The 22,143-nt window shown below is 57.2% G+C and carries 27 protein-coding genes and 2 pseudogenes; 17 read left to right on the top strand and 12 right to left on the bottom strand.

The features are described 5' to 3' along the window. The 3 genes from EDC90_RS14265 to EDC90_RS14275 are packed head-to-tail and all read right to left on the bottom strand — an operon-like array spanning position 1 to position 1,423. Positions 1 to 375, bottom strand: coding sequence for a hypothetical protein (locus EDC90_RS14265; protein ID WP_018067328.1), 375 nt, complete (start codon positions 373 to 375; stop codon positions 1 to 3). 14 nt (positions 376 to 389) lie between these two features. After that, positions 390 to 932 (bottom strand): hypothetical protein, encoded by a 543-nt coding sequence (locus EDC90_RS14270; protein WP_132312789.1) that lies wholly within the window; start codon positions 930 to 932, stop codon positions 390 to 392. A gap of 8 nt (positions 933 to 940) precedes the next feature. Then, a complete protein-coding gene (locus EDC90_RS14275; RefSeq protein WP_132312791.1) occupies positions 941 to 1,423 on the bottom strand; it encodes a hypothetical protein in 483 nt (160 codons plus the stop codon). 144 nt (positions 1,424 to 1,567) lie between these two features. On the opposite strand from EDC90_RS14275, the gene EDC90_RS14280 reads away from it, so the two are divergent. The 7 genes from EDC90_RS14280 to EDC90_RS14310 all read left to right on the top strand — a co-directional run bounded on the left by EDC90_RS14280 (position 1,568) and on the right by EDC90_RS14310 (position 8,193). Next, on the top strand, positions 1,568 to 2,704 hold the full coding sequence (locus EDC90_RS14280; protein WP_132312793.1) for a DsbA family protein: 1,137 nt from the start codon (positions 1,568 to 1,570) through the stop codon (positions 2,702 to 2,704). Positions 2,705 to 2,707: 3 nt separating this feature from the next. Beyond that, a complete protein-coding gene (locus EDC90_RS14285; protein ID WP_106308663.1) occupies positions 2,708 to 3,349 on the top strand; it encodes a type IVB secretion system apparatus protein IcmL/DotI in 642 nt (213 codons plus the stop codon). 41 nt (positions 3,350 to 3,390) lie between these two features. Beyond that, positions 3,391 to 4,368 (top strand): DotH/IcmK family type IV secretion protein, encoded by a 978-nt coding sequence (locus EDC90_RS14290; RefSeq protein WP_207903919.1) that lies wholly within the window; start codon positions 3,391 to 3,393, stop codon positions 4,366 to 4,368. Next, entirely contained in the window at positions 4,365 to 5,657 is a 1,293-nt protein-coding gene (locus EDC90_RS14295) for a DotG/IcmE/VirB10 family protein (RefSeq protein WP_132312795.1), read from the top strand. The genes EDC90_RS14290 and EDC90_RS14295 overlap by 4 nt, the downstream gene beginning before the upstream one ends. Next, positions 5,657 to 5,977 (top strand): IcmT/TraK family protein, encoded by a 321-nt coding sequence (gene icmT / locus EDC90_RS14300; protein WP_132312797.1) that lies wholly within the window; start codon positions 5,657 to 5,659, stop codon positions 5,975 to 5,977. Before EDC90_RS14295 ends, icmT begins: the two co-directional genes overlap by 1 nt. Before the next feature lie 385 nt (positions 5,978 to 6,362). After that, positions 6,363 to 7,655 carry a plasmid replication protein RepC gene (gene repC / locus EDC90_RS14305; RefSeq protein ID WP_132312799.1) on the top strand — a complete coding sequence of 431 codons (1,293 nt, stop codon included), beginning with the start codon at positions 6,363 to 6,365 and terminating at the stop codon, positions 7,653 to 7,655. 25 nt (positions 7,656 to 7,680) lie between these two features. Next, positions 7,681 to 8,193, top strand: a complete 513-nt coding sequence (locus tag EDC90_RS14310) for a thermonuclease family protein (protein WP_245511062.1) — start codon at positions 7,681 to 7,683, stop codon at positions 8,191 to 8,193. A gap of 287 nt (positions 8,194 to 8,480) precedes the next feature. On the opposite strand, the gene EDC90_RS14315 is transcribed toward EDC90_RS14310, so the two are convergent. The 6 genes from EDC90_RS14315 to merT form a co-directional block, all read right to left on the bottom strand. Then, a complete protein-coding gene (locus EDC90_RS14315; RefSeq protein WP_132312801.1) occupies positions 8,481 to 8,930 on the bottom strand; it encodes a hypothetical protein in 450 nt (149 codons plus the stop codon). 330 nt (positions 8,931 to 9,260) lie between these two features. Continuing rightward, entirely contained in the window at positions 9,261 to 10,910 is a 1,650-nt protein-coding gene (merA, locus tag EDC90_RS14320) for a mercury(II) reductase (protein ID WP_008957401.1), read from the bottom strand. Next, on the bottom strand, positions 10,903 to 11,148 hold the full coding sequence (gene merF / locus EDC90_RS14325; protein WP_006911916.1) for a mercury resistance system transport protein MerF: 246 nt from the start codon (positions 11,146 to 11,148) through the stop codon (positions 10,903 to 10,905). The genes merA and merF (EDC90_RS14325) overlap by 8 nt, the downstream gene beginning before the upstream one ends. Before the next feature lie 73 nt (positions 11,149 to 11,221). Then, positions 11,222 to 11,479: a mercury resistance system transport protein MerF gene (gene merF / locus EDC90_RS14330; protein ID WP_021031449.1), complete on the bottom strand. Its 258-nt coding sequence runs from the start codon at positions 11,477 to 11,479 to the stop codon at positions 11,222 to 11,224. A gap of 2 nt (positions 11,480 to 11,481) precedes the next feature. Then, positions 11,482 to 11,778: a mercury resistance system periplasmic binding protein MerP gene (merP, locus tag EDC90_RS14335; RefSeq protein WP_006911918.1), complete on the bottom strand. Its 297-nt coding sequence runs from the start codon at positions 11,776 to 11,778 to the stop codon at positions 11,482 to 11,484. A gap of 13 nt (positions 11,779 to 11,791) precedes the next feature. Next, positions 11,792 to 12,142 (bottom strand): mercuric ion transporter MerT, encoded by a 351-nt coding sequence (merT, locus tag EDC90_RS14340; RefSeq protein ID WP_006911919.1) that lies wholly within the window; start codon positions 12,140 to 12,142, stop codon positions 11,792 to 11,794. Between the two features lie 73 nt (positions 12,143 to 12,215). Between merT and merR the strand changes: the two genes are divergently transcribed. Together merR and EDC90_RS14350 are read left to right on the top strand one after the other, a co-directional pair. Further along, complete coding sequence (gene merR / locus EDC90_RS14345) at positions 12,216 to 12,662, top strand: Hg(II)-responsive transcriptional regulator (protein WP_006911920.1); 447 nt, start codon at positions 12,216 to 12,218, stop codon at positions 12,660 to 12,662. A gap of 78 nt (positions 12,663 to 12,740) precedes the next feature. Then, positions 12,741 to 13,628 (top strand): annotated as a pseudogene (locus EDC90_RS14350) (ISL3 family transposase); the annotation flags it as partial. Between the two features lie 74 nt (positions 13,629 to 13,702). Here the strand turns inward: EDC90_RS14350 and EDC90_RS14355 are convergent. Next, positions 13,703 to 15,054 (bottom strand): IS3 family transposase gene (locus EDC90_RS14355; protein WP_132312803.1). Its coding sequence is split into 2 segments (ribosomal slippage): positions 13,703 to 14,710 and positions 14,713 to 15,054, totalling 1,350 coding nucleotides; the frame shifts between segments, so codons are not numbered across the junction. A gap of 89 nt (positions 15,055 to 15,143) precedes the next feature. On the opposite strand from EDC90_RS14355, the pseudogene EDC90_RS14360 reads away from it, so the two are divergent. Beyond that, positions 15,144 to 15,566: pseudogene (locus EDC90_RS14360) on the top strand (transposase); the annotation flags it as partial. A 27-nt stretch (positions 15,567 to 15,593) separates the two neighbouring features. Here the strand turns inward: EDC90_RS14360 and EDC90_RS14365 are convergent. Further along, positions 15,594 to 16,031: a hypothetical protein gene (locus EDC90_RS14365; protein WP_132312805.1), complete on the bottom strand. Its 438-nt coding sequence runs from the start codon at positions 16,029 to 16,031 to the stop codon at positions 15,594 to 15,596. Positions 16,032 to 16,068: 37 nt separating this feature from the next. Continuing rightward, entirely contained in the window at positions 16,069 to 16,701 is a 633-nt protein-coding gene (locus tag EDC90_RS14370) for an SOS response-associated peptidase (protein ID WP_132312807.1), read from the bottom strand. Positions 16,702 to 16,870: 169 nt separating this feature from the next. On the opposite strand from EDC90_RS14370, the gene EDC90_RS14375 reads away from it, so the two are divergent. The 7 genes from EDC90_RS14375 to EDC90_RS14400 all read left to right on the top strand — a co-directional run bounded on the left by EDC90_RS14375 (position 16,871) and on the right by EDC90_RS14400 (position 22,126). Continuing rightward, a complete protein-coding gene (locus EDC90_RS14375) occupies positions 16,871 to 17,767 on the top strand; it encodes an ArdC family protein (RefSeq protein WP_132312809.1) in 897 nt (298 codons plus the stop codon). Positions 17,768 to 18,058: 291 nt separating this feature from the next. Further along, complete coding sequence (locus EDC90_RS14380) at positions 18,059 to 20,020, top strand: ParB/RepB/Spo0J family partition protein (RefSeq protein ID WP_165972848.1); 1,962 nt, start codon at positions 18,059 to 18,061, stop codon at positions 20,018 to 20,020. 126 nt (positions 20,021 to 20,146) lie between these two features. Further along, complete coding sequence (locus EDC90_RS14385; protein WP_132312813.1) at positions 20,147 to 20,704, top strand: hypothetical protein; 558 nt, start codon at positions 20,147 to 20,149, stop codon at positions 20,702 to 20,704. A 49-nt stretch (positions 20,705 to 20,753) separates the two neighbouring features. Beyond that, positions 20,754 to 21,029 carry a type II toxin-antitoxin system RelE/ParE family toxin gene (locus EDC90_RS14390; protein ID WP_132312815.1) on the top strand — a complete coding sequence of 92 codons (276 nt, stop codon included), beginning with the start codon at positions 20,754 to 20,756 and terminating at the stop codon, positions 21,027 to 21,029. A 12-nt stretch (positions 21,030 to 21,041) separates the two neighbouring features. Beyond that, on the top strand, positions 21,042 to 21,341 hold the full coding sequence (locus EDC90_RS14395; RefSeq protein ID WP_132312817.1) for a HigA family addiction module antitoxin: 300 nt from the start codon (positions 21,042 to 21,044) through the stop codon (positions 21,339 to 21,341). A 76-nt stretch (positions 21,342 to 21,417) separates the two neighbouring features. After that, complete coding sequence (locus EDC90_RS20915) at positions 21,418 to 21,591, top strand: hypothetical protein (RefSeq protein ID WP_165972849.1); 174 nt, start codon at positions 21,418 to 21,420, stop codon at positions 21,589 to 21,591. Positions 21,592 to 21,634: 43 nt separating this feature from the next. Beyond that, a complete protein-coding gene (locus tag EDC90_RS14400) occupies positions 21,635 to 22,126 on the top strand; it encodes a hypothetical protein (RefSeq protein WP_132312819.1) in 492 nt (163 codons plus the stop codon). Positions 22,127 to 22,143 lie beyond the last annotated feature (17 nt).

Consider the following 22,143-nt stretch of genomic DNA (forward strand, 5'->3'; position numbering starts at 1 on the left):
TCAGTTGATGCTTCTCAGCGTTCCATCGATGGTCGAGGTATCCGCACCCGAGCCGAGGAAGCTCGTGACACCAACGCCAGCCCAGGCCGGCAAGCCGATCAACAGTGCGCCGGCGAGAAACCAGATGAGCATCGACATCGGGGAATGCTGTTGATGCGGATTCCTGGAGTTCGAGACGAGTTTCACAATGCCGATGATGATGCACAAAAGGCCGCCGAAGAAGGCGATGGAGCCGAGAAGGTCGGCCCATGGGCCAAGTGTGGTCGTCGAAAAATTGCTGGCTAGATCGCCCAGCGATTGTTGCGCCATCACTGGCCCAAGCATGGCCAGATAAAAGCCGGAAAATGTCAGCAGGCCGGTGCACTTTCTCTGCATTTGGTCTCTCCTTTTTATTTGACCAGAAGTTTTTCAAGCATCTGCAGGACAACGACGATGTTGATCGCCAACGTCCCTGCGACGAGGTGGACAATCCCGCGTCCCGTGTCGCCGACTTGTCCGCCGTTGCCGGCGCGGGCGAGCAGGAACAGACCCCGTACAAATCCGAGAAGGCCGATAAATTGCGCGAAACGAACCAGAGCAATAACGGCTCTCTGGCTCATTTCAGCGGAAAGCGGCTTGGTGATTTCGGGCGCGTAGGTGAATACCTGTTCCGCCGACACGCTCTCGGATTGCAAGAAGAAGCTCATCAGGAATGCCCCGATGACCGTCGACAGCGAAATCAGAAGTGAGCCGACGAAGAACAGAACCAGCGGACCGGTGTATGAGCCAGACGCCGCGCCCCCAATACTACGGAGCTCGTGGGCTGAGGCCATGCCGACGATCGAGCGCGCCACGAAAACAAGACCCACCAAAAAGCAGGTGCCTGCGACCAACGCCTGCAAGGGGGCAATGATCGCGACACCGCGCTCCAGAAGCTGGACAAAACTATCCATAGCCCGCCCTATTCCGCACTATCCCCGTCCGGGGCCGGCATGGCGACGACCGGATGGGTTACAATCTCGTGCTTTACGCCAACGCCGCCATTTGCGGCCTCAAAGCCAAGAGGCCCGCCGGTGCCCTGGAGCGTGACCAGTTCGTTCAGGATAAACTCGTCCTGCTTCTTCAGCTCATTCACATGACCGATAATGCGCTCAAGGACGCCGTTCCTGGCGGTCAGCGTGTTCAGTTGCTGTACCAGGTCAGCCTGCGCGGTTTTTAGCCGTTGTACCTCTGAATGTAGCTCTGAGACCTGCACCGATGTTGCATCGGAGACCCGACCTGATTTGACCGCCTTTGGTTGACCCAAAAACAGGTAGAGGTTGACCGCCGACACGGCCACAGCGACCACGATCGCCATGAAAACAAGCGATTTAGGGCCAATTTTCAGCAAATTAGGGTTGCGTCGATACGATTCGTGTTCGTATAACTCAATTTGATTTGTCACGAGAGCCCCCGATGAGGTCTGATTTTTCCCCGAAATCACCCGTCTTCCAAGGGGACTTCACAGCTCCAATGTCTTGATGTATTACAGGCTCACGCCATTCAATGCAACATTGACAGGAACAAATTAGCACCGGGGGCCTCCTTAATGTTCAAACGCAAGTCGGCGCTTTCTACGTCCGTCCTTTTCCCCGCCGCCTTACTCGGCCTGTGGCCACTCGGGGCGATCGCCGAAAACGTGACTCAGGCCGACATCGATCTGCCCTGGCAGACCACCTTTGTCGGTTGCAGCACATCAGCAGCACCTTTCATCGAGAACCAGCTCAACCTTTACGGCGCGCGCCCGTTGATGAAGGTCGGTGGTATGCAGGCATGGGCTGTGCCGCAGGGTGACGGCACAGAGAAATTTGCGCTGACAACCGAGGACGGACTGACGATCTTCGGCTCGGTCGTCGGGCCGCAAGGCGAGGACATTTCCGGCGCGTTGCTGTCGACCAGGCCTAATACCGTTTCACTGGAAACCGCCAACACTCCCTCTTCTTCACGGCCCCCTTCACCGAAGGTCGCCAACGAGGAGCCCGCTGCATCGAACCCCAGCGCTCTCGAACCCCCCGGTCGGTTGACCGAGGCAGTTCCTGCGGAAGCGGAACCTGTCAAAGCACCGTCTTCGGATGTAGTTGAACCGAGCTACGATGCCACGCGGGCCGCATCGGCCGATCAGGTTGAGGCAAGCAAACCGCCCAAACTGGCGTCGGTGGGCTCTCAAAATACACCAGACATTCCGATCGCCCAGACTTTGGATGAGCTGGTGCAGCAGGCCCATGATTTCAGCGCGTGGTTTCCGGTCGGCAATCCAAAGCCCGACGCACCGACCTTTTTCCTGCTTGCCGATCCCACGTGCCCGCATTGTGCATGGTCGATCGATTCAATGAAACCGCTCATCCAGAACGGCGATATCGACCTGCGCATCATTCTTGCCCCGATCCTCAGCGAGGCGGCTTTCAATGTCTCTGCGGCCATCCTTCAGTCGGACAATGTCGGCACGGTTTTCTTGAAAAATGAGTATGCCGCGACTTCAAGCGTTGGTGGCCAAAAGGTTGCTGCGATCGCTTCCGACAAAATCGACGATCAGACGGCTGATATTCTGCGCAGAAACGTGTTGTGGATGCGCCAGAACGGGATCAAGGGTGTTCCCTTTTTCATTTACAAGACACCCGAGGGCGGACAGTTCGCTTTTGGCAACCTCACCCAACAAGCGCTCGATACAGCGCTCACAATGGAGTGAGGCATGAGCGAGCAATCCTACGGCGCACTCGAAACCGTCATGAAGCGCACACAGACGTATCGGACGGCTTTCCGGGTGATGTCGGTAATCAGCTGTGCGCTTCTGGTCACAACCGTCGTTTCGGTGGGCGCAGCGGCCTACCTTGCCACCCATCGGCCCGAGCCCCGCTACTTTGCGACAACAACCAACGGCCAAATCTTGCCATTGGTGGCGTTGGATAAACCGCACCTCAATGCAAACGAAGTCGCCAACTTCGCCACCCAGGCCGTTACCGCAGCGCTGACCTACTCCTTCACCAATTATCGCGCCGACCTCACAGCCGTGCAGAAGTATTTCACGCAGCCCGCCGGATGGAACTCGTTCATCGACGCTCTCGACAAGAGCGGTCAGCTCGAAATGGTGAAGGAGCGCAGGCTGAATACCACGGCGGTTGCTCAAGACGCAGTGATCCTTTCACAGGGGCCAAACGCTCGTGGCGTCTATCAGTGGGTCGTGCAGATTCCGCTCCGCATCACCTATGAATCCGCAAGTGAAGTATCGGGGCAGGATCTTCTTGTGACAGTTACCATCAATCGGATGGAAACCTATCAGACCCCTGAAGCCGTCGCGATCAACCGCTTTATCGCAGCGCGTGGAGGCGCCTAATGACAATGCGTACCTCAGGCGCCGTTCTATGCGTTCTACTAATGACCACGGCACCTGCTCTCGCGCAGGACGCGCCGAGCGGACTTGCCCAGGCGGCTGCACAAGGCACGCAGCGCGCCGAACAGATTAATCAGCAGCAAGCCGACCAGCAACAATACGAGCAGCCCGACAGCGAGTTTCCTGTCATTGGGTCAGACCACCTACTCAAGTCGCTCGATGAGTTGGACCGCCCGCTTTCGCCGGAAGAAATCACGGCTTACGGCGCGGCAGTTCAATCTCAAATGCCGATGACCCCCGAGTTGATCCGCGACTACAAGCGTCGGGTGAATGAAAGCCAGAAAGCCGCAGCTCAACCCGCGACCGGCTTTCGGCCGAAGGCGATCTCTGATCAGGTTCAGGTTTCGCTCGAGGCAGCCGCCCAAACCACCGCGATCAAAACCTCACCCGGAACGATCTCCAACCTCGCCTTCTTTGACCGCACCGGAAAGGCTTGGCCCATTGCCAGCTATGGCGTCGGTCGCCCCAATGCGTTTCAGGTCTATGCGATGCAGGAGGGGAGCAATCAGCTCATGATCACGCCGCTTCTTCCGCATGCCTTTACAAACCTGACCGTTTCTCTGGTCGGTGAGGACCGGCCATTAATCATCGACGTCGAAACAAACGAAAAGGTCACCCAATATCGGCGCGACTATCAGGTCGACGGTCTTGGCCCGAACGCGCATGTTTCCACGGCCGTCAGCGCTCCGCCGAGCCGCGCCTCCAACCAGGTCATGATGGCGTTCGTCCAAGGCGCCGGCATTCCACAAAACGCCACGAGGCTTTCCACGGACGAACCGTCCGTATCGGCATGGCGATACGGAAAGGATCTCTACATCCGCACGACCAGCACGCTGCTTTCACCATCCTGGACTGAAAGCCAGACCGGTCCTGGCTCGGTGCACGCCTACAAGCTCAAACCGACGCCCGTTGCACTGATCTCGTCCGATGGCTCTGTCAAGAAAGTGAGAATTTTCCAATGACCGATGCAGAAAACCGATCTGACGAGAACCACAACAACCCCGACACCAGCGAAACGCACCAGGCCGCGCCGGAAGTCGAAACGGAATCGCCCATGAACGATGAACGGCGTTCCACGATTGATCGGAGCGCGCAGCGCAACAATCGCATTGTCTACGGCGGCATCCTGGTGATCGCGGTGGGTCTTGGTTTCGTGCTGTGGCAGAGTTATTCGTCTTCGCCCGTTCCATCGTCGAGCGTTGCACGCCCACCGAATGTCGAGAGTACGCCCGGCGGCGAACAGCAAGGACGGTCAGAGCGCTACCAGAATACGCTCGATCAGTCGAACGAGGCCGGTGCCAAGAGTGCTTTCGAAAACGACGAAAGCTTCATCGCGACACCTGACGAAGCCATGCGGTCGATCGACACGATTGGGCAGAAGAAAGATCCGCCGCCGGTCAAACGACCCGTCGCGCCCGCCAATGTCATTGAGCGTCGCGACCAGCCTGTTGAGTACCGAACCGCCGATCGGCGGCAGCCCCCCAAACCGCAGACTGACTATCGACGCATCGATCAGCTTGCGAGCGCCATGAGCGCACAACAGCAAGGATTGCTTCAGTCATGGCAGCCTGTGGCCTCACAGGCAACGGTTGTCATTGAACAGGACCTGTATACGCCGCCTGAACCGCTCACGGCCAGCAATGGACAGGGCGGTGGCAATGGTTCCGTCCAGTCGTCCGGAGCTTCGTCGGTTCAAACCTATGCGGTCGCTGGCGATACGGTCATGGCGCGCATCCAGAACGCTTCCGATTCCGATACGCCCGGACCGGTGATCGCCGAGATCATCAATGGCCCCCTTGATGGCGCCCGCGCCATTGGCGCTTTTGAGGTGAACAAGACGCAGAGCGCGCTCGTCATCCAGTTCGATCGGATCGTGATGCCCGATGGCGCAAACTACGACACCAGCGCCTACGCGATCGATGCACAGCAGTCGACCATCGCCGTGAAAACAGACATCGATCGTCGTTATTTTCAGCGCTACGGCGGTAAACTGGCGGCCGCGTTCATATCCGGTCTGAGCGGCTCTCTGTCTCAACCGCAACAGCAATATGTTGGCATTTCCGACAATATTGGCTCCATCATCACCAACAAGCCGACGGTGAACGAAAGCATCTATGCCGGCTTCGCCGCAGCTGGCGACGCCATTTCCAGCGACCTCAACAACAACGCGCCGAACGGACCCCTGGTCAAGGTTCGGGCCGGTCAAATGATCGGCATCCTGTTCCTTGAAAATGTCGGGGTGGCGAACTGATGGCGGAAAGCAGCTTCAACATCTATGGCACGCCGATTTACTGGCGGGAAACAGTGCGAACGCCGCGCCTGCTTATCTTCGATGCGCGCCTGATATTCTTCTTCCTGCTTTTGACATTGCACCTGCGGCTATGGACCTTCATCGCTCTGCTCCTCGCGTGTTGCGCGTTCTGGCTCATCGAGCGCTATGGGTACGCTTTCCCGAATGCACTGAGGGCCATTCGCAGTCTTGTTGCTGGCCGCCAACGTCCCGCCCTGCCCGGCTACAGATACCGGTCAATGATCGACTACGGTTTTGAGACGCGTGAGGTTCAGGGATGAGCATAGCGCGAACAAACACAGCCAAAGCTCCCGTCTGCGCATGTGTGCTCTCGGAAGGCATTGCCGGCGGCAGCGCAATTCGCGCTGGGGGTGGCGACTATCGCCTGATCAACACGAGACAGAACCAGTTGGCGGATGCCGCTGAATCTACTTTGGCTTCGGTGAAGTCAAACTCAGCGCGACAAAAAGGAGAGACAATTTGAGGTAGCCTCAAAACGACAAAGCCCCGCGCGGCTGCAACCGGCGGGGGCTTGGTGCTAAAAATAGCCAAGATGTTGATAGGCTCTTTTTAGCATTCACCCGACATCGTAGGCAAGAGGAAAAACGCAGTTTCTGCGCACGATACCCCTTTGCCTGCTTCCTGCTCGAAAGCAAGGAAAGCGGAATGTTAAAATCATCGACCGGGTGGCGAAAACAGACACCCGAGCGTGCCTATTTTTCCGATCTCGCGGCCAAGGCCCCGATCGGAGACCATAGCCGCGCCGAAATCAGGCGGCTCCTGAACCGCATACGTCCCGTTCTGAAAACGAACACCACGCAGATGCTGCTCCTCAATATCCTGTTCGACGCCACCTATGACCAGGACTGGAAAAACGGATCTCAGCCGATCGTTTGGCTGTCCAACGAGGCCATGGCCCGCCAGCTCAATATCAGCATCAACGCGACACGCGCCGCGCTACGGTCACTGACCGACATGGGCATCATCTCGCATCACGACAGCGCCAATTGTCGGCGATCCGGCCAGCGCGATCGTTCCGGCCGCATCGTTCACGCCCACGGCATCAGCCTCGCTTTGCTCGAAGCGCGGTTTGATGAGCTGACAGCGAAAGCCGACAGGTACGACCTGGACAATCAGCGCCGCCGCGTCCTCCGCAACGACATTACGTCGCTCCGGCGCGATATCATGGCAACGCTCGAAATCGCCAAGGAGACGGTCAAGCCGTCGCGCTGGCATTCAATTGCCCAGCGCTTCGACCAGCTCAGGGCCTTTCTCGGAAAGATCGGCCGCGCCAGCGTCGAGCATCTGGAGCGGATGCACCGCGATTTCGAACGCCTCAGGAAGGCGCTCAATGCCCTCGTCATGAGTGACTTGGACAAGAAAACTGACACCAAGGCGTCATCTGACGGACACCTATTAGAACCTACAACCCAACCTGAAATCGTATCTTGTAATGAGAAACGGAGTTGCGCTGACGCGCAACACTCAGCTTTGAAGACTGACAGCGCCTACGGCGCTGAAAGAATGGCTCTTGAAAATGAGCCTCGGCAAGTTGAGGGGCATGAGCAACCCGAAAAATCAGTGAAATCCGGCCGACGGATAGATCTACGAACCGTGCTGACGGCATGCCCGATCATCACCGAGCTTTCCGCCGAACCGCTGCGAAGCTGGCGCGATCTCGACGCATACGCGGCTGAACTTCGCCCCATGCTCGGCGTGTCGGCCCAGGCGTGGGCAGAAATGCGACAGGTCGCAGGGCAAGGGCTCGCTGCGCTCGCCCTCGCCATTACCGCCCAAAAACAAGCCGACGGCGAGGTGAGTTCGCCGGGAGGCTATATCCGGGGCATGACCCGGAAGGCCAAATCCGGCGATTTGCATCTCGAAAAATCCTTGCACGGGCTGCTCGCTCGGAAATTGGCCGTGCGCGCGTCTCAGCCGGGCGCCGAGCTGTTCCATTAGAGGTTTAGGAGGCTGAAAACCTGACATGAAACGCATGCGATCCAAATTGTTGCTCGGTCTTGCCGGGGCCATCGCAATTATCGCCGCTGTTCCGGAGTCCGGAAGCTTCCTTCGGTCCATTGGCATTTCCAAATCGGTCCTTCGGGAGATCGGTCGAGAGGCGGATCGATATGCCAAGCAAACGATAATGGTCACCAGCGCTGGCCAAATCTATGTTTACGACGGGGATACCATCAAAATTGGTGGTCAGAGGATGCGATTGCTCGATATCGACACGCCCGAAATTTCAAAGCCGCGATGTAGCTACGAGGAAAAGGTTGGTTATGAAGCCCGCGACAGGTTGCGAGAGCTGATCGGCAAGGCCGGGACCGTCGAAATCATCGAAAGCGGGACCACCGACAAATACGGTCGGAATCTGATACATGTCGAGATCGATGGTCGCGACGTCGGGAAAATCCTTGTCAGCGAGGGACTTGCTTTGCGTTATCGGGGCGGTTCGGTCGCCTGGAACGAGCGAAAGCGCCATTGGTGCGGGTGATCTGTTTGAATATATGAAATCGATGCCGCCGGCGATGACGGCGATGAAGTCTGTATCGGAGGCGATGGTGGTATATTTTTGCGTTGGTCAGCATCAAGGGTAATGGATTTCAACTGACCAAGAATTGTCATCATGCGAAATCTTGGCCGTTCGGCCGATGGCCGACCGCGCTCTATGCCTGCGGCACGAAGCCGCCCAAAGGCCGTCTTCGCCCATGCGGGTCACGATCGCTCGTCCAAAAACCTATCTCGAATTCCGATGAAGGTTCATAGTGTTTTGTAAAAGATCTAGATAAGTAAAGGAATTTCTCGACGCGGAGATTTATCAAAAAGAATCTCTTCAACACTCAATGACATCCATGAACCTCTATCTTCGTTTGTACCGGGTATAATTCCATTAAAGAAATCTTCTATACAATATAAAAAATCTCTAAGTTGTGTTATATAAGTGATAAAATCGCGTTTGGCATCCGGATCGAAAGCAATCATAGATTTATTGTATAGGTATTCGATACCAAAACCCATCATTTCATCCAATATGGTGCATTTAGCCGTTTTAAACACCAGTGAACGTATGTTCGGGTTACGCTCTCCGCCGTCAATAACATTGGTCAACAGTGCTTGAGTAAAATGGCCTTTGGGTTGCGTGTCGAATACACTTGAGAGCGCGATTTGCTCCCCGTCGAGAAATAGAGCTCCGCCAGCGATATCTTCCAAGCTGATTTCATCGGTTACCATGTATCCTTTATTTATAAAGGGTATCCGGATTATCTGGTTGGTATGCGAGAGCTAAAGGTGGCCGACAAACTCAATCCACAACGGATTAGCTGGTTGATGGCTCGCTGAGTACGCTCACTTGCTAGAGAGCAGATACTTCACCAAACAGGCGATGCCCAGGACCAGTAGCAATAGTAGGGCAATTCCGATCACTGGCATTATCCAGCCCATCGCCCCCATCATCCCGCAATCTGGTAGTGTCGTGTTCATCGTGACAGGGCTCCCTGTGGTGTCCATGCCCAAAACCCGTGGTGCCGCCGCCCAGTGGCACCACGGTCGCGCTCATATCGTTCACCCGGCACAGCAGGACAACTGCGTCACATCCTTGGTGAAAGTCTGGGCACAGAGCTTGAGCCCTTCCACCATGGTCAGGTAGGGAAACAGCTCATTGGCGATGTCGTGTACGGTCATGCGTGCGCGTAGCGCCATCACCGCCGTCTGGATCAGCTCACCGGCTTCCCCCGCCACCGCCTGCACCCCCAGCAACCGGCCCGAGTCGCGTTCGGCCACCAGCTTGATGAAACCACCGGTGTCGAAATTCACCAGCGCACGCGGCACGTTTTCCAGGTCCAGCTCACGGGTATCGACGCTGAAGCCTTGCTCGATGGCCTCGGCTTCCGTCAGGCCGACGGTGGCCACCTGGGGGTCGGTGAAGATCACCGCCGGCATGGCGCTCAGGTCCAGGGTGGCTTCGCCCCCGGTCATGTTGACGGCAGCCCGGCTGCCCCCGGCGGCGGCGACATAGACGAACTCCGGCTGATCGGTGCAGTCACCGGCGGCATAGAGCCCCGGCACCGTGGTGTGCAGATGCTCATCGACCAGAATAGCCCCATGTGCGGTTTCCACGCCGAGGCTCGCCAGGTTCAGGGCCTCGGTATTGGGTGTCCGTCCGGTGGCCACCAGCAGTTGATCCGCCCGCAAGGTGCCGGCGTTGGTGTCGACAATGAATTCATTGTCGGTGTAGTCCACACGGCTCGCCTGGGTCTGCTTGAGGACCTCGATGCCCTCGCGGCGAAACGCCGCCTCCACCGCATCCCCTACCGCCGGGTCTTCCTGGGAGAGCAGGCGGCTGCGGGCCAGCACCGTGACCCGGCTGCCCAGCCTGGCGAAGGCCTGGGCCAGTTCCAGGGCCACCACCGAGGCGCCGATCACAATCAGCCGCTCGGGAAGAGTGTCCAGGGCCAGAGCACTGGTAGAGGTCAGGTAGGGGGTGTCGGCAAGACCCGGGATCGGCGGTACTGCCGGTCGGGCGCCAGTACCGATGAAGGCGCGGTCGAAGTGGACGACCTGCTCGCCGCCCTCGTTCAGCTTGACCATCAGGCTATGGGCATCGATAAACCGGGCCTCGCCGTGCAGGACAGTGATGGCCGGGTGGTCGCGCAGAATCCCCTCGTACTTGGCGTCACGCAGTTCCTCGACACGTCGCTGCTGCTGCTCGAGCAGCTTGGCCCGATCCACCACCGGCGCCTGGGCGCTCAGGCCTGCATCGAAGGGACTTTCCGTACGCAAGTGGGCAATATGGGCCGCGCGAATCATGATCTTCGAAGGCACACAGCCTGTATTGACACAGGTACCGCCGACGGTGCCGCGTTCGATCAGGGTGATCCGGGCGCCGCGCTCGGCGGCCTTCAGGGCCGCCGCCATGGCGGCGCCGCCGCTGCCGATCACCGCGATGTGCGGGGCGTCTTCATCACGGCCCTTGGACACCGATGCGCCTGCCGGGGAAGTGGGCCCACTGTTGGCCAGTCGAGCTTGGTAGCCAAGTCGGGTCACGGCAAACGTCAACGCCGAGGCCGGTGTCCCCGGATCAACGGCTACCGATGCCGTCCTCTGAGGATAGGATACCTCCACCGACTGCACGCCGGGCAGCTTCTCCAAGGCTTCCCTGACATGATCCGCACAGCGGTCACAGGTCATGCCGCTCACGTTGAGTTCAATCATCACGTTTCTCCGAGTCTTCATTAGTAAAGCCGGCATCCTGCTTCCGCTTGTGGTATCGCGCGTAGAGAGGTAAGCCGATGACGATGGCCAGGACGGCAAACAGCAGGTAATCGAGATAGCCTGCCAACGCGGCCAGGCCCGCCGTACCGAATAGCACCAGGGCGATTGGCCCGGCGCAACACAGCACCATCAACCCGGTGCCAAGCACGACGCTTAAAAATTTCTGCGAATCTTTCACGCTTATTCCTTCACCGTGACGGACAAGCTCGTAAACAACTCACCCGATGACCGCGATGTGCAGCTGCTTGATGTCACTCAGGGGGCGTATTCCTTGATTTGATAGAGCAGTTGTCACAACAGGCGTCGAACTGCTTCTTACGCCAAATCGCATAAATGGTCAGGCCGATGAAGAAGGCCAGGGCCGGCAATAACACAACGTCGAGATAGCCCGTCAGCGCCGCCAGGCCCACCGTGCCAAGCAGGATCACCAGGATCGGCGTAAAGCAGCACAATGCCACCAGGACGGTGCCGATCACGCTCACGCGCAGCAGGGTCTTGGGATTCTTCATGATCACTCTCGATCCGCTTGCGAGGATGTCGGGGTTGATGGATACCCAGCGTTGGTGGTGGCCTCGGTCAATGCCTCCACCGACGTTCGGGCGTCGTCAAAGGTGACCACGGCCTCGAGATCCGCGTAGCTCACGTCGACTTGCGAGACGCCGTCCACCTTGTTGAGGGCGGCCTTGACGGTGATCGGGCAGGCGGCACAGGTCATGCCCGGCACCGACAGCTTCACGGTCTGCAAGGCCGCTAAGGCGGGCGTGCTGAGCAGGGCGAGTAGCGCGATGAAGGCGAAACGAGCTTTCATGGTAGATCTCCTTTTAATAGAACAAGGGCAAGACGTAGGGGAATACCAGGGCGATTAGCACCAGCAGCGATACGAGCCAGAAGATCGCCTTGTAGCCCGTCCTGACCCGTGGCACGGCACACACCTCTCCCGGCTGGCACTTTTCCACTGGCCGAAAGACGCGACGCCAGGCGAAGAACATCGCCACCAGCGCGACGCCGATAAAGAGCGGGCGATAGCGCTCCAGCGACGCCAGATTGCTGATCCAGGCGCCGGAAACGCCCAGCGTGATCAGAACCAGCGGGCCGAGGCAACACGCCGAGGCCAGGAGGGCCGCGACTCCTCCGGCGGCCAGGGGCCCTCGCCCCGTTTTAGATGTCCGCATTGACGATTCTCCTTTCGGGATGGGGGGAGCTACGATAAGGTTACTTCCGTAGCTTGGTACGGAGTCAAGCATCATGAAGAGACATGCAGATAAAGTGGCGGACACCATGACCATTGGCGGCCTGGCCAAGGCGGCCGGCGTCAATGTCGAGACAATCCGCTATTACCAGCGACGAGGGCTATTATCGGAGCCCGAACGACCTCCCGGAGGTATTCGACGCTATAGTGCCGCCGATATCGACAGGTTGACGTTCGTGAAAACGGCGCAGCAGCTAGGCTTTAGTCTGGATGAGATCAGTGACCTACTTCGGCTGGAAGATGGCGCCCACTGTCAAGAAGCCAGTGCTCTCGCAGAGCACAAGTTAGGGGACGTTCGCGAGAAGATCGACAGGCTTGAAAGAATTGAGAAGGTGCTGAGCGAAATGGTCGACCGATGCCATGCACAACAAGGCAATATCACTTGCCCGCTAATTGCGTCATTGCATGAAGGGCTCAGAGAAGCAGAAGACCCAAGGGAGTAACTCACCTTCAGTTCGTAGAAAACAACGCGGTCAAAGAGTCGCGATCATCTATAGACCATGTCGACAAGGAAAGTTTGCATGACCAGCTTGCCTGACAACATCCTTCACCTTCCCGAGTACCACGTCCTAGCCACCAAGATGGAAGAGCATGATCTCCACTACCAGGTTGAAGCTCCTGAGCCTCTAGCTTGCGAGGAATGCGGCGTTGAGAGTGAGTTTGTCAGGTTCGGTAAGCGCGATGTGGCCTATCGCGACCTACACATCCACGGAAAGCGGGTCACCCTCTGGGTGGTCCGTCGCCGCTACACCTGCCGGGCGTGTGGAAGGACGTTCCGGCCAGCTCTTCCGGAAATGGTAGACGATCACCGCATGACGCGGAGGCTTTACAACCACGTCGAGAAGGAAGCCTTCAATCACCCCTACGCCTACGTGGCTGATACCACGGGCCTCGACGAGAAGACTGTCCGCGAGATATTCAAGAAGAAGGCTGAGTTCCTGGCAGCCTGGCATCGCTTCGAGACACCCCGCTGCCTGGGGATCGACGAGCTGTACCTGAACCGCCGCTACCGCTGCATCCTGACCAACCTGGAGGAGCGTACCCTACTGGACCTGCTGCCCGGTCGCCAGCAGGACGCGGTGACGAGGCGCCTCATGAGCATGACCGAGCGCCACCAGGTCGAGATCGTCAGCATGGATATGTGGAAACCGTACCGCCGTGCTGTCCAGGCGGTGCTGCCGCAGGCTCGCATTGTGGTCGATAAGTTCCACGTCGTGCGAATGGCCAACGAGGCCTTGGAAAAGGTCCGCAAGGGGCTCAGGAAAAAGCTGACGTCCAACCAGCGCCGAACCCTCAAGGGTGACCGGAAGATCCTGCTGAAGCGCGCTCACGATGTCTCAGATCGCGAACGGCTCATCATGGAGACCTGGACAGGGGCATTCCCCCAGCTCTTGGCGGCCTACGAGCACTGTCCGTCATCGAATGATTATGGACAGAATGGGGTCTGGATATCAGGAGGATCTGGCTCGTCTTATTTGTTGATTTAAGCTGCGTTTGCGTGATGTTGCAAGCGTCGGTTCAAAATGGTCTGTTCCTTGATCGTCTTACGCTGTTTCAGGATTTGGTCTCCTCTGCCGAAGTAGACATCCGCCGGCGTGAGATTGCCGAGGCTCTCGTGGTATCGGCGATGGTTGTAATGGTCGATGAACGCACCGATCTGAGCCTCAAGGTCTTCCCGGAAGAAGTAATTTTCGAGCAGGATCCGGTTTTTCAACGTCTGGTGCCAGCGCTCGATCTTGCCCTGCGTTTGCGGATGACCGGGTGCACCGTGAAGCTGCTCCATTTTCCTGTCCTTCAGCCAATCCGCCAGATCTTCGGCGATGTAGCATCCGCCATTGTCTGACAGCAGTCGCGGTTTGTGCTCGACCTTGACGCTGTCGCAGCCGGATGCGGCCAGTGCAATATTCAGCGTATCGGTCACATCCCCGACTTTCATGTTCGTGCACAGCTTCCATCCCACGATGTAACGCGAGAAGTCATCGAGAATGGTGGACAGATAGAACCAGCCCCAGCCGATCACCTTCAAATAGGTGAAATCGGTTTGCCACATCTCATTAGGCCGAACGGTCTTGTCCTTGAACTCATTATCCGCCTTGACGACGATGAAGGCTGGCGAAGTTATTAGGTCATGGGCCTTGAGCAGGCGGTAGACGGAAGCCTCTGATACAAAATAGCTTTTTGTGTCGGTGAAGGTTACCGCCAGTTCACGGGGCGAGAGCTCCGGCTCTTCAAGCGCCAGTTCGATCACCTCGTCCCTGATCGCATCGGGAATGCGGTTCCACACGCGTGACGGGGCGGATGAGCGGTCTTCCAGTCCCTCGATGCCAAACCGCTGAAACCGGTCATACCAGCGATAGAAAGTCTGCCGTGGAATGGCGAGCTGTTCCAGTGTCTTCTTCACCGGCAGATGCGATTGTTCAACAAGCCGGATGATTTCCAGCTTCTCGGATGCGGGGTATCTCATTCGTCTGCGTCCCCATCCCCGATCATGCTCTTTTTGAGCAGGCGCAGCTCCAGCGTCTGCTCGGCCACGACCTCTTTCAGATCGCGTGTTTCACGACGCAAAGATTTTACTTCATCCGTGGTCGCGGCCCGTGCCGTATCGCCGGCCAGCCGTCTCTTGCCGGCCTCTAGAAATTCCTTCGACCAAGTGTAGTACATGCTTTCGGCGATGCCCTCGCGGCGGCAAAGAGCCGCGATACTGTCTTCGCCGCGCAGGCCTTCCAGCACAATGCGGATTTTCTCCTCAGCGGAATAGGATTTGCGCGTGGCTCGGCGGATATCCTTGATCGCCTTGTCTGCACTCGGCTTCTGCTGACCGGATTTCTGTCTCATCGTCACTTCCTTTGCGTGAGCTATGATGAGCCAAATTCCTCCCTTATCCGTTAAGCCAAATCTGTCTCAAAGGCGTTGAGACGGAACACTACGAGCACAAGGAGCGGTTCTTCCACATCTGGGACGCCACAACCCGGCGTGACGCCGAGAAGGCGCTGACTGCCTGGATTGACGACATCCCACAGGGGCAAAAGGAGGTCTGGAAAGATCTCGTCAGTGCTATCAGTGGCTGGCATGAGGAGATGCTGACCTACTTCGAGACCGACATCCCGATCACCAACGCCTTCACGGAGTCAATCAACCGGCTGGCCAAGGATAAGAACCGCGATGGCCGTGGCTACTCATTCGAGGTGATGCGGGCCCGGATGCTCTACACCACCAAGCACAAGAAGAAGGTGCCGCAGACCAAGGAATCCCCCTTCCTGGGCAAGGCCACCATGACCTACAGCATGGGTCTTCCCGAGCCTGAGATAAACTACGGCGTCGATCTATCAACCTTCTGGGAGAGTTAAGGGTTCGAAGGAGCAAGGGGGCTCCATCTACCACTTAATCCGAATACCCTTTATAAAGTTGTGGAATTCATCGGGTCTTGACATAAGGCCGCGCTCTAATTCGCTTTTATAATTATCACGTATGACGCCTATAAGATTACTAATCTCTTCCTTAAATTCTCTAACAGATAGCTCTGCTAAATTTACTTTATTTTCGTTATAACGATAACGTAGGTCTGGAAAATAGTAATCAGCAAAACCGCCATATAGCAATGATCTTTTTGACGGAATCAATGCGAAAAATATATCATCGCAATGGTTCATCAGGATCTTGCAATCTGGATATTGGAAAATTATATCTCTAGCAAAATTTTGGCGGAAAGAGGCTTTACTGTCCTTTATTAACCTTTCACACTTCTCGTAGTCGTATTTGGCATTTATTATCCTTCGTCCGCTCTTCGAAAATAAATCTGAAAAACCTACCATTGCTTGTCCCACTTTCTGTCGACAACGTAGTTGATACTCAGAGTGACAGCAATATCAGGCCATCATCCGGCAAAGGCCGCTGGAGCGATTTTGCCTCGTCCCAAGGAGCCCTCATCCAGATATCCATTTCCTCTTCCTTTGTGAGGATCACGGGCATGGCCTTTGGATGGATCGGCCGGACAATGGCGTTGGCGTCGCAGGTCAAAAATCCGTATAACTCGTGGGTGCCCGGCCGCGGATTTTTTTGAGACCCACGCTCGCCTTCCCACGTCGTCCAGATCCCCGCAAAAGCCGCCAACGGCTTGTCCGCATCGATCGCGAACCACCGCTTTGTCTTTTTCGGTTTGGTGTTCTCCCACTCGCAAAATTCCGTCCACGGCACGAGACAGCGGTTTTCCGGCTTCAACCATCGGCGCCAGTGTGGCGAGGACGTGTTGCGAATGTTGGTAACGCCCGTATCCGGTTTCCCTTTGGTCGCGAAAACCGGCGACGGCATGCCCCAGGTCGCAAAGGCCAACTCGCGTTCCCCGCCATTGTTGCGCACAACGGGCGCAGGTCGATCCGGATAAAATTCGCCGGTCGGATCGGCCCGGTTCGTCAAATCGGCCGTCGGCTTGAACAGCCGCCGCATGTTCTCATGGGTCGAGCCATTTCGATACAAATTGCACATCGATCGTCTCCGATTAGGCGGCATCCAAGTCGGACAAGATAGGGCGGTTCGGGCCAAACTGGAACCGTTGTCCTGATGCCGAAAGAGATAGAGGGATGTGTGAGCCCGGCGAGCGGGCTTAAAAGGAAGAGAAAGCTGTTCCGGCCTGCTCGAACGAAGGAGCAAGACCGTGACCAAACAGAAAACCGGAGCCGACGTCTATCAGCTCGTCACCGACAAGATCATCCAGGCGATCGAGGCAGGCACCCCACCCTGGCAGAAGCCGTGGACGGGAGGTGCCGGCTTCGCCGGCTTCCCCCGCCGCTCAAACGGCGAGTTCTATAAGGGCATCAATGTTATCATACTGTGGTGCATCGCGGCCGAAAACGGATACCGATCAAGCTATTGGCTGACCTACAAACAGGCAAAGGCCATGGATGCCCAGGTTCGCCGAGGGGAGAAGTCGGCTCCCGTAGTCAAATTCGGCACGTTCGAGGTCGACGATCCCGATAGCGGCGAAGCTGTCACCCGGCCATATGCGCGCGGCTATCGCGTGTTCAATGCCGATCAGATCGACGGCCTGCCTGATTACTTTTACGGCGCTGACCCGGACGAACCGCGCGATCTCGGCACGAAACCCAATGTCGAGCTGGATCAGTTCTTCGCTGCGACCGGTATCGAGATACGAACGACTGATGAACCTCAGGCGTTCTATCATCTTCTCGATGACTATGTGCACATGCCACCAATCGCGACGTTTCACTCCGCGAACGGATACTATGCCAGCCTCGCCCATGAAATGGTGCACGCTACCAGCCATGTAGGCCGGCTTGATCGGAATCAGAGGTTTTGCCGCAAAGCCGACATCGCCTTCGAGGAGCTTTGTGCCGAAATCGGTTCCGCCATGCTTTGCGTTTCACTGGAGCTGGTTCCCGACTTTGCACAATCGGCAGCCTATGTGGAGAGTTGGCTTCGATCACTGAAGAACGACAAGAAGTTCATCTTCCGCGCCGCTAGCGAGGCCCAGAAAGCAGCGGACTATCTTCTGCAGGCGTCTTCCGAACAAACCATCCAACATGCGGCATGAGGAGCCCGAAAATCTTAGTAAATCAAACGGGCTTCGCCGCCGCGCGAAGCCCGTTTTTTTGTTACGGCACCTGCCTCGAACAGGGGTTTCGCCAAAGTGGGGGGGCTTGGCTGCGAAATGTCCGCAACGACACTTATGCAACATATGAAAGAACAAAAAGCAACCGAAACGTTGATTTTGCCAGCAGTGTCGGTTTCACTGATCGATAGAGCAAGAGTTCAGCGAAGCCCGGTTGCCGGGCTTCCAAAAGGAGAGAAAGTCTTTCCTCCCGGCCGATACCGGAGAACAAGAATGACCTCTACGACTATCAAGCTCATCCCCATCAAGCAGCTTGCTCTCAGCCCGCTGAATGTCCGTAAGACGCAGGCTGGACCGGCCGCCGATGCGGAGCTGAAAGCCTCGATCAAAGCCGACGGCGGCATCAAGCAAAACCTGCTCGTCTATCCCGCAGGCAAGAACAAGTTCCTGGTCCATGGCGGCGGTCGCCGGCTGAAGCAGCTGAAGGCGCTGATCGAGGAAGGGGCGCTGCCCGCCGACACGGCCGTCCCTTGCAAGGTCGAGACCGAGGAACAGGCTATCATCAGCTCGACCACGGAAAACGTCGTGCGAGCCAATATGCACCCCGCCGACCAGTATGAAGCCTTCGCGGCGATGATCGAAAAGGGCTTCAAGACCACCGAAATCGCCAATCAGTTCGGCGTGACCGAAAACCTCGTGCAGCGCCGCCTCAAACTGGCCGAGGTCGATCCGGTTCTTCTCACGGCTTTCCGCAACGACGAGCTCTCCCTGGACGCGCTGACGGCGTTCACGATCTGCAAGGATCGGAGCCGTCAGGTCGAGATCTTCGAACAGCTCAAGTCTACCTATCACGGCATCAACGCCTATCAGGTTCGCCACCTGGCTACGGAGGACGAAGTGTCGGCGAGCGATAGTGTCGCTCAATTTGTCGGCGTCGATGCCTATACGGCCGCCGGTGGAACGGTGCGCAGGGATCTGTTTTCCGAAGCCGACAATGTTGTTCTGGAAGATGTTGCTTTGTTGCATCGTCTGGCGACCGAGGCATTGAACGCCGAGGCCGAAAAGCTGAGGGGAGAGTGGAAGTGGGTCGATGTGCATCTCTCGGTCACCTATGACCAGTATATGCGCTATGGTCGCGAATACCCCCTCCCCGTCGAGCCGGCCCCCGAGGATCAGGCTAAGCTCGATGCCTTGAACGGTGAGATCGAGCAGATGGAGGAGATCGGCGAGGAGGCCTGGACCGACGAGGTGCAGGCGCGCTGGGATCAACTCCATAACGATCTGGAGGCGCTATCCGCAGACGTGAACCGGTCGGAGTACACCGATGAACAGCGCGCCCGGGCAGGCTGCGTTGTGTCCATCGATCACCGCGGGGCGTTGAGGGTTGAGACCGGACTGGTGCATCCGGACGACAAGCGACAGCAGGTTCGCTCTGGCGGCTCTGAAACGATGTCGGCCGAGGAAAAACGCAAGGAGGCCGGCGTGTCGAATTCGCTTTCGGCGGATCTGCGCGCCATCCGGCATCAGAACCTGCAGGCCCACCTTGCCAGCGACTATCAAACCGCCTTCGACGCGATGCTCTACTCGATGATCGTCCGCCTGCCCATCGCCTATGCCGCCGCGCCGATCGATATCTCGATGCGTCAGGCGGAGGTCTTCAAGAGCCGTGAATATCTGGAGGATACAGTCGCGGCTGCCATGCTTGAGGAAATCAAGAGCACGCTCGACCTGTCATGGATCTCGCTCGAAAGTCCGCAGGACTTCATCACGATGTCGGCGCTGCCGATGGAAAAGAAGCAGGCGCTGTTCGCCTGGGCGACGGCGCAGGCTGTTCAGCAGCAATTGGCCAACGATGACCATAGCTCGCCGGTTCTAGAGGAGATTGGCCGCCGTTGCAGCACCGATGTTGCATATTGCTGGCGTCCGGACGCGAAAAACTACTGGTCGCGCGTCCCGAAAAAGCATGCCCTTTCCGTTGCCGCGGAGGTTATCGGACAGAAGTGGGCCGATGAGCGCCGCGACTTCAAGAAAGACGCGCTCGCCGCCTCGATGGAAGCGGCTTTCCGGGAGGGCGCGGACGAACGGGTCGGCATCAATCCGGAAACGGCCAAGCGCACCGCGCTCTGGCTGCCCGAGGGCATGGCCTTCGAAAGTTCTGATGAGCAGCCGCAGGGCGAAGTCGAAAACCCGGAACCCGATGTGCTGCCGGCGTTCCTGAAAACAGCCGCGGAATAGATCTCATCATCACCAGGTCTCCGGTGGACGGTCGCTCTCAAGTTAGAGGGCGGCCGTCTTTTACGTGAACGGAAAACAAGAGCGAGAAAGTTGTTTTCTCCGCCGTTCGATACGGAGACAAAATCCATGCGAGCTTACAGACCGAAACGAGAAGACTTCATCCCCGCATGTGCTGACGTGCGTTCCGATCCGGAATCCGATGCCGTCGCCTATCTATTCGAAAACCGCGGCAGGCCCTGCGCCAAATTGTTCGTCGGCAAGCGCGCGCGCCCCGAGTGGCATTACTGGTTCAAAAGTCCGGAAGCGCGCGAGAAGCGGATCGAAGAGGGCTTCCAGGATCGCCGCAGGACGCTTGCGTGCAAAAATCGCTATCGGCCGTCTAATGCCGGCATCGAGATCGGCCATATCTTCGTGGCGTCCTGGGGCTATGATCAGACAAACGTCGATTTCTGGCAGGTCACAAAGCTCATCGGCAAGTCCATGGCCGAGATCCGGCCGATCGGATCGATCGACGCATCGAGTGAGAACGAAATGCCGATGACCGAGCATGTCGTTCCACATTCCGATCACTTCATCGGTCCTGCCCGGCGCGTCAGGATCTCCAACAGTGGCTTCAGCCCGGAATCCTTCATTCATGCCCGTCTGTGGGATGGAAAGCCGTGCTACGCATCGCACTATGCGTAGGTGTAATCTATCGGTTGACATATGTAATCAGATTGTTTACGGTTCTGTCATGATAAAAGGCTTCGCCAACAAGCAACTCAAGGCGCTGTGGAAGACGGGAAAGTCGAAAATAGACGCCCGTCTTCACAAGCGAATCCTGCTGCGCCTCGATGCTTTGGACGCGGCTTCAAAGCCGGAGGATTTAAACATTCCCGGCTTCAATTTTCATAGCCTCACCGGTTTTAGCCCAACCCGCTATACGGTGCATGTCAATGGCCCCTGGTGCGTGACATTCGAGTTCGAGAATGGGGACGCCTATGTGGTCGACTTTGAACAATATCACTGAGAGGTGACGATTATGGCCCGCAATCCTGACCGCTGCCCGTCGCATCCGGGCGAATTGTTGCGTGAAACCGTTATTCCGGCCACGGGCAAGTCCATCAGCGAGATCGCCCGTCTTCTTGGCATATCGCGTCAGCAGCTCCATGCCATCCTGGCAGAGCGTAAGCCGGTCAGCCCTGAAGTTGCTGTTCGGCTTGGCAAGCTGTTCGGTAATGGCGCCGGCCTCTGGCTGCGCATGCAGAGTGCCTATGATACCTGGCACGCCGAACGCACCGTCGACGTATCCAGCATTCCGACGCTCGATACGGCAGCATAGAAGTTGCCTTGCAAAAAGCGCCGCCTCGATGTTCGAGGACGGCGCTTTCGCCGTGCATCTGAACAAGGAGCACGGCATGTTTGAACTGCACCGCGAAACCCTCAATGACAAGACAATCCGGATCATCCCCGATCCCGATCCGATGAACCTGCGTGTCGAGTGCGACACGCTGGGCACGATCAGATCGAGGATTTGCGAGCGCGCTTGGACGGTGCAGAAGCAGAGAGGACGCGCCTTAATGCGCTTCTAACCGACCAGCGAGAAGGCTTCAAAATCGCAGATAAGCGTACCTTTTGGATGCGCTTCTTCGGGTGATCGCATGTATCATGAATGCCTGCCACGGACACCAGAAGCGTAGCCTGTCCGGTGGATGGTCGCCTGATTTTTGGATCCATTGCACGCGCATGGCGATCTGTGTAATAACGCTGAACGATGTTAATGACATTGCAGGAATAGGACGGGCGCGCACAATGTTCTGGAAGAGAAAAAAAGATCATTCTGCTACAATCGAGAAGATTGCTCTTTCCTTGGTCGACAGTGGCCAAAAGACGGGAGTTCTACCTTTTCTTTCTCTCAAAGAAGCCACTGATTACGCGAAGGATAAGAGCCCGTTGTGCGCACCTGGATTCGTTCAGTGCCACGCCATCATTGGCGACGGTTACTATAATTTAGAGTTCAAGCCGCATCCCAAAGAAGGTGTCTACATGAGCGCATTCTACTACGGCAAGGCGAGCGAAATTGGGGATATGGCGCGCGGGGTAAAAGGATCGAGCGACTGGAAATGATATGCCGCATTTGTCTA

The organism is Martelella mediterranea, from assembly GCF_004342225.1.
Classification (GTDB): Bacteria; Pseudomonadota; Alphaproteobacteria; order Rhizobiales; family Rhizobiaceae; genus Martelella; species Martelella mediterranea_B.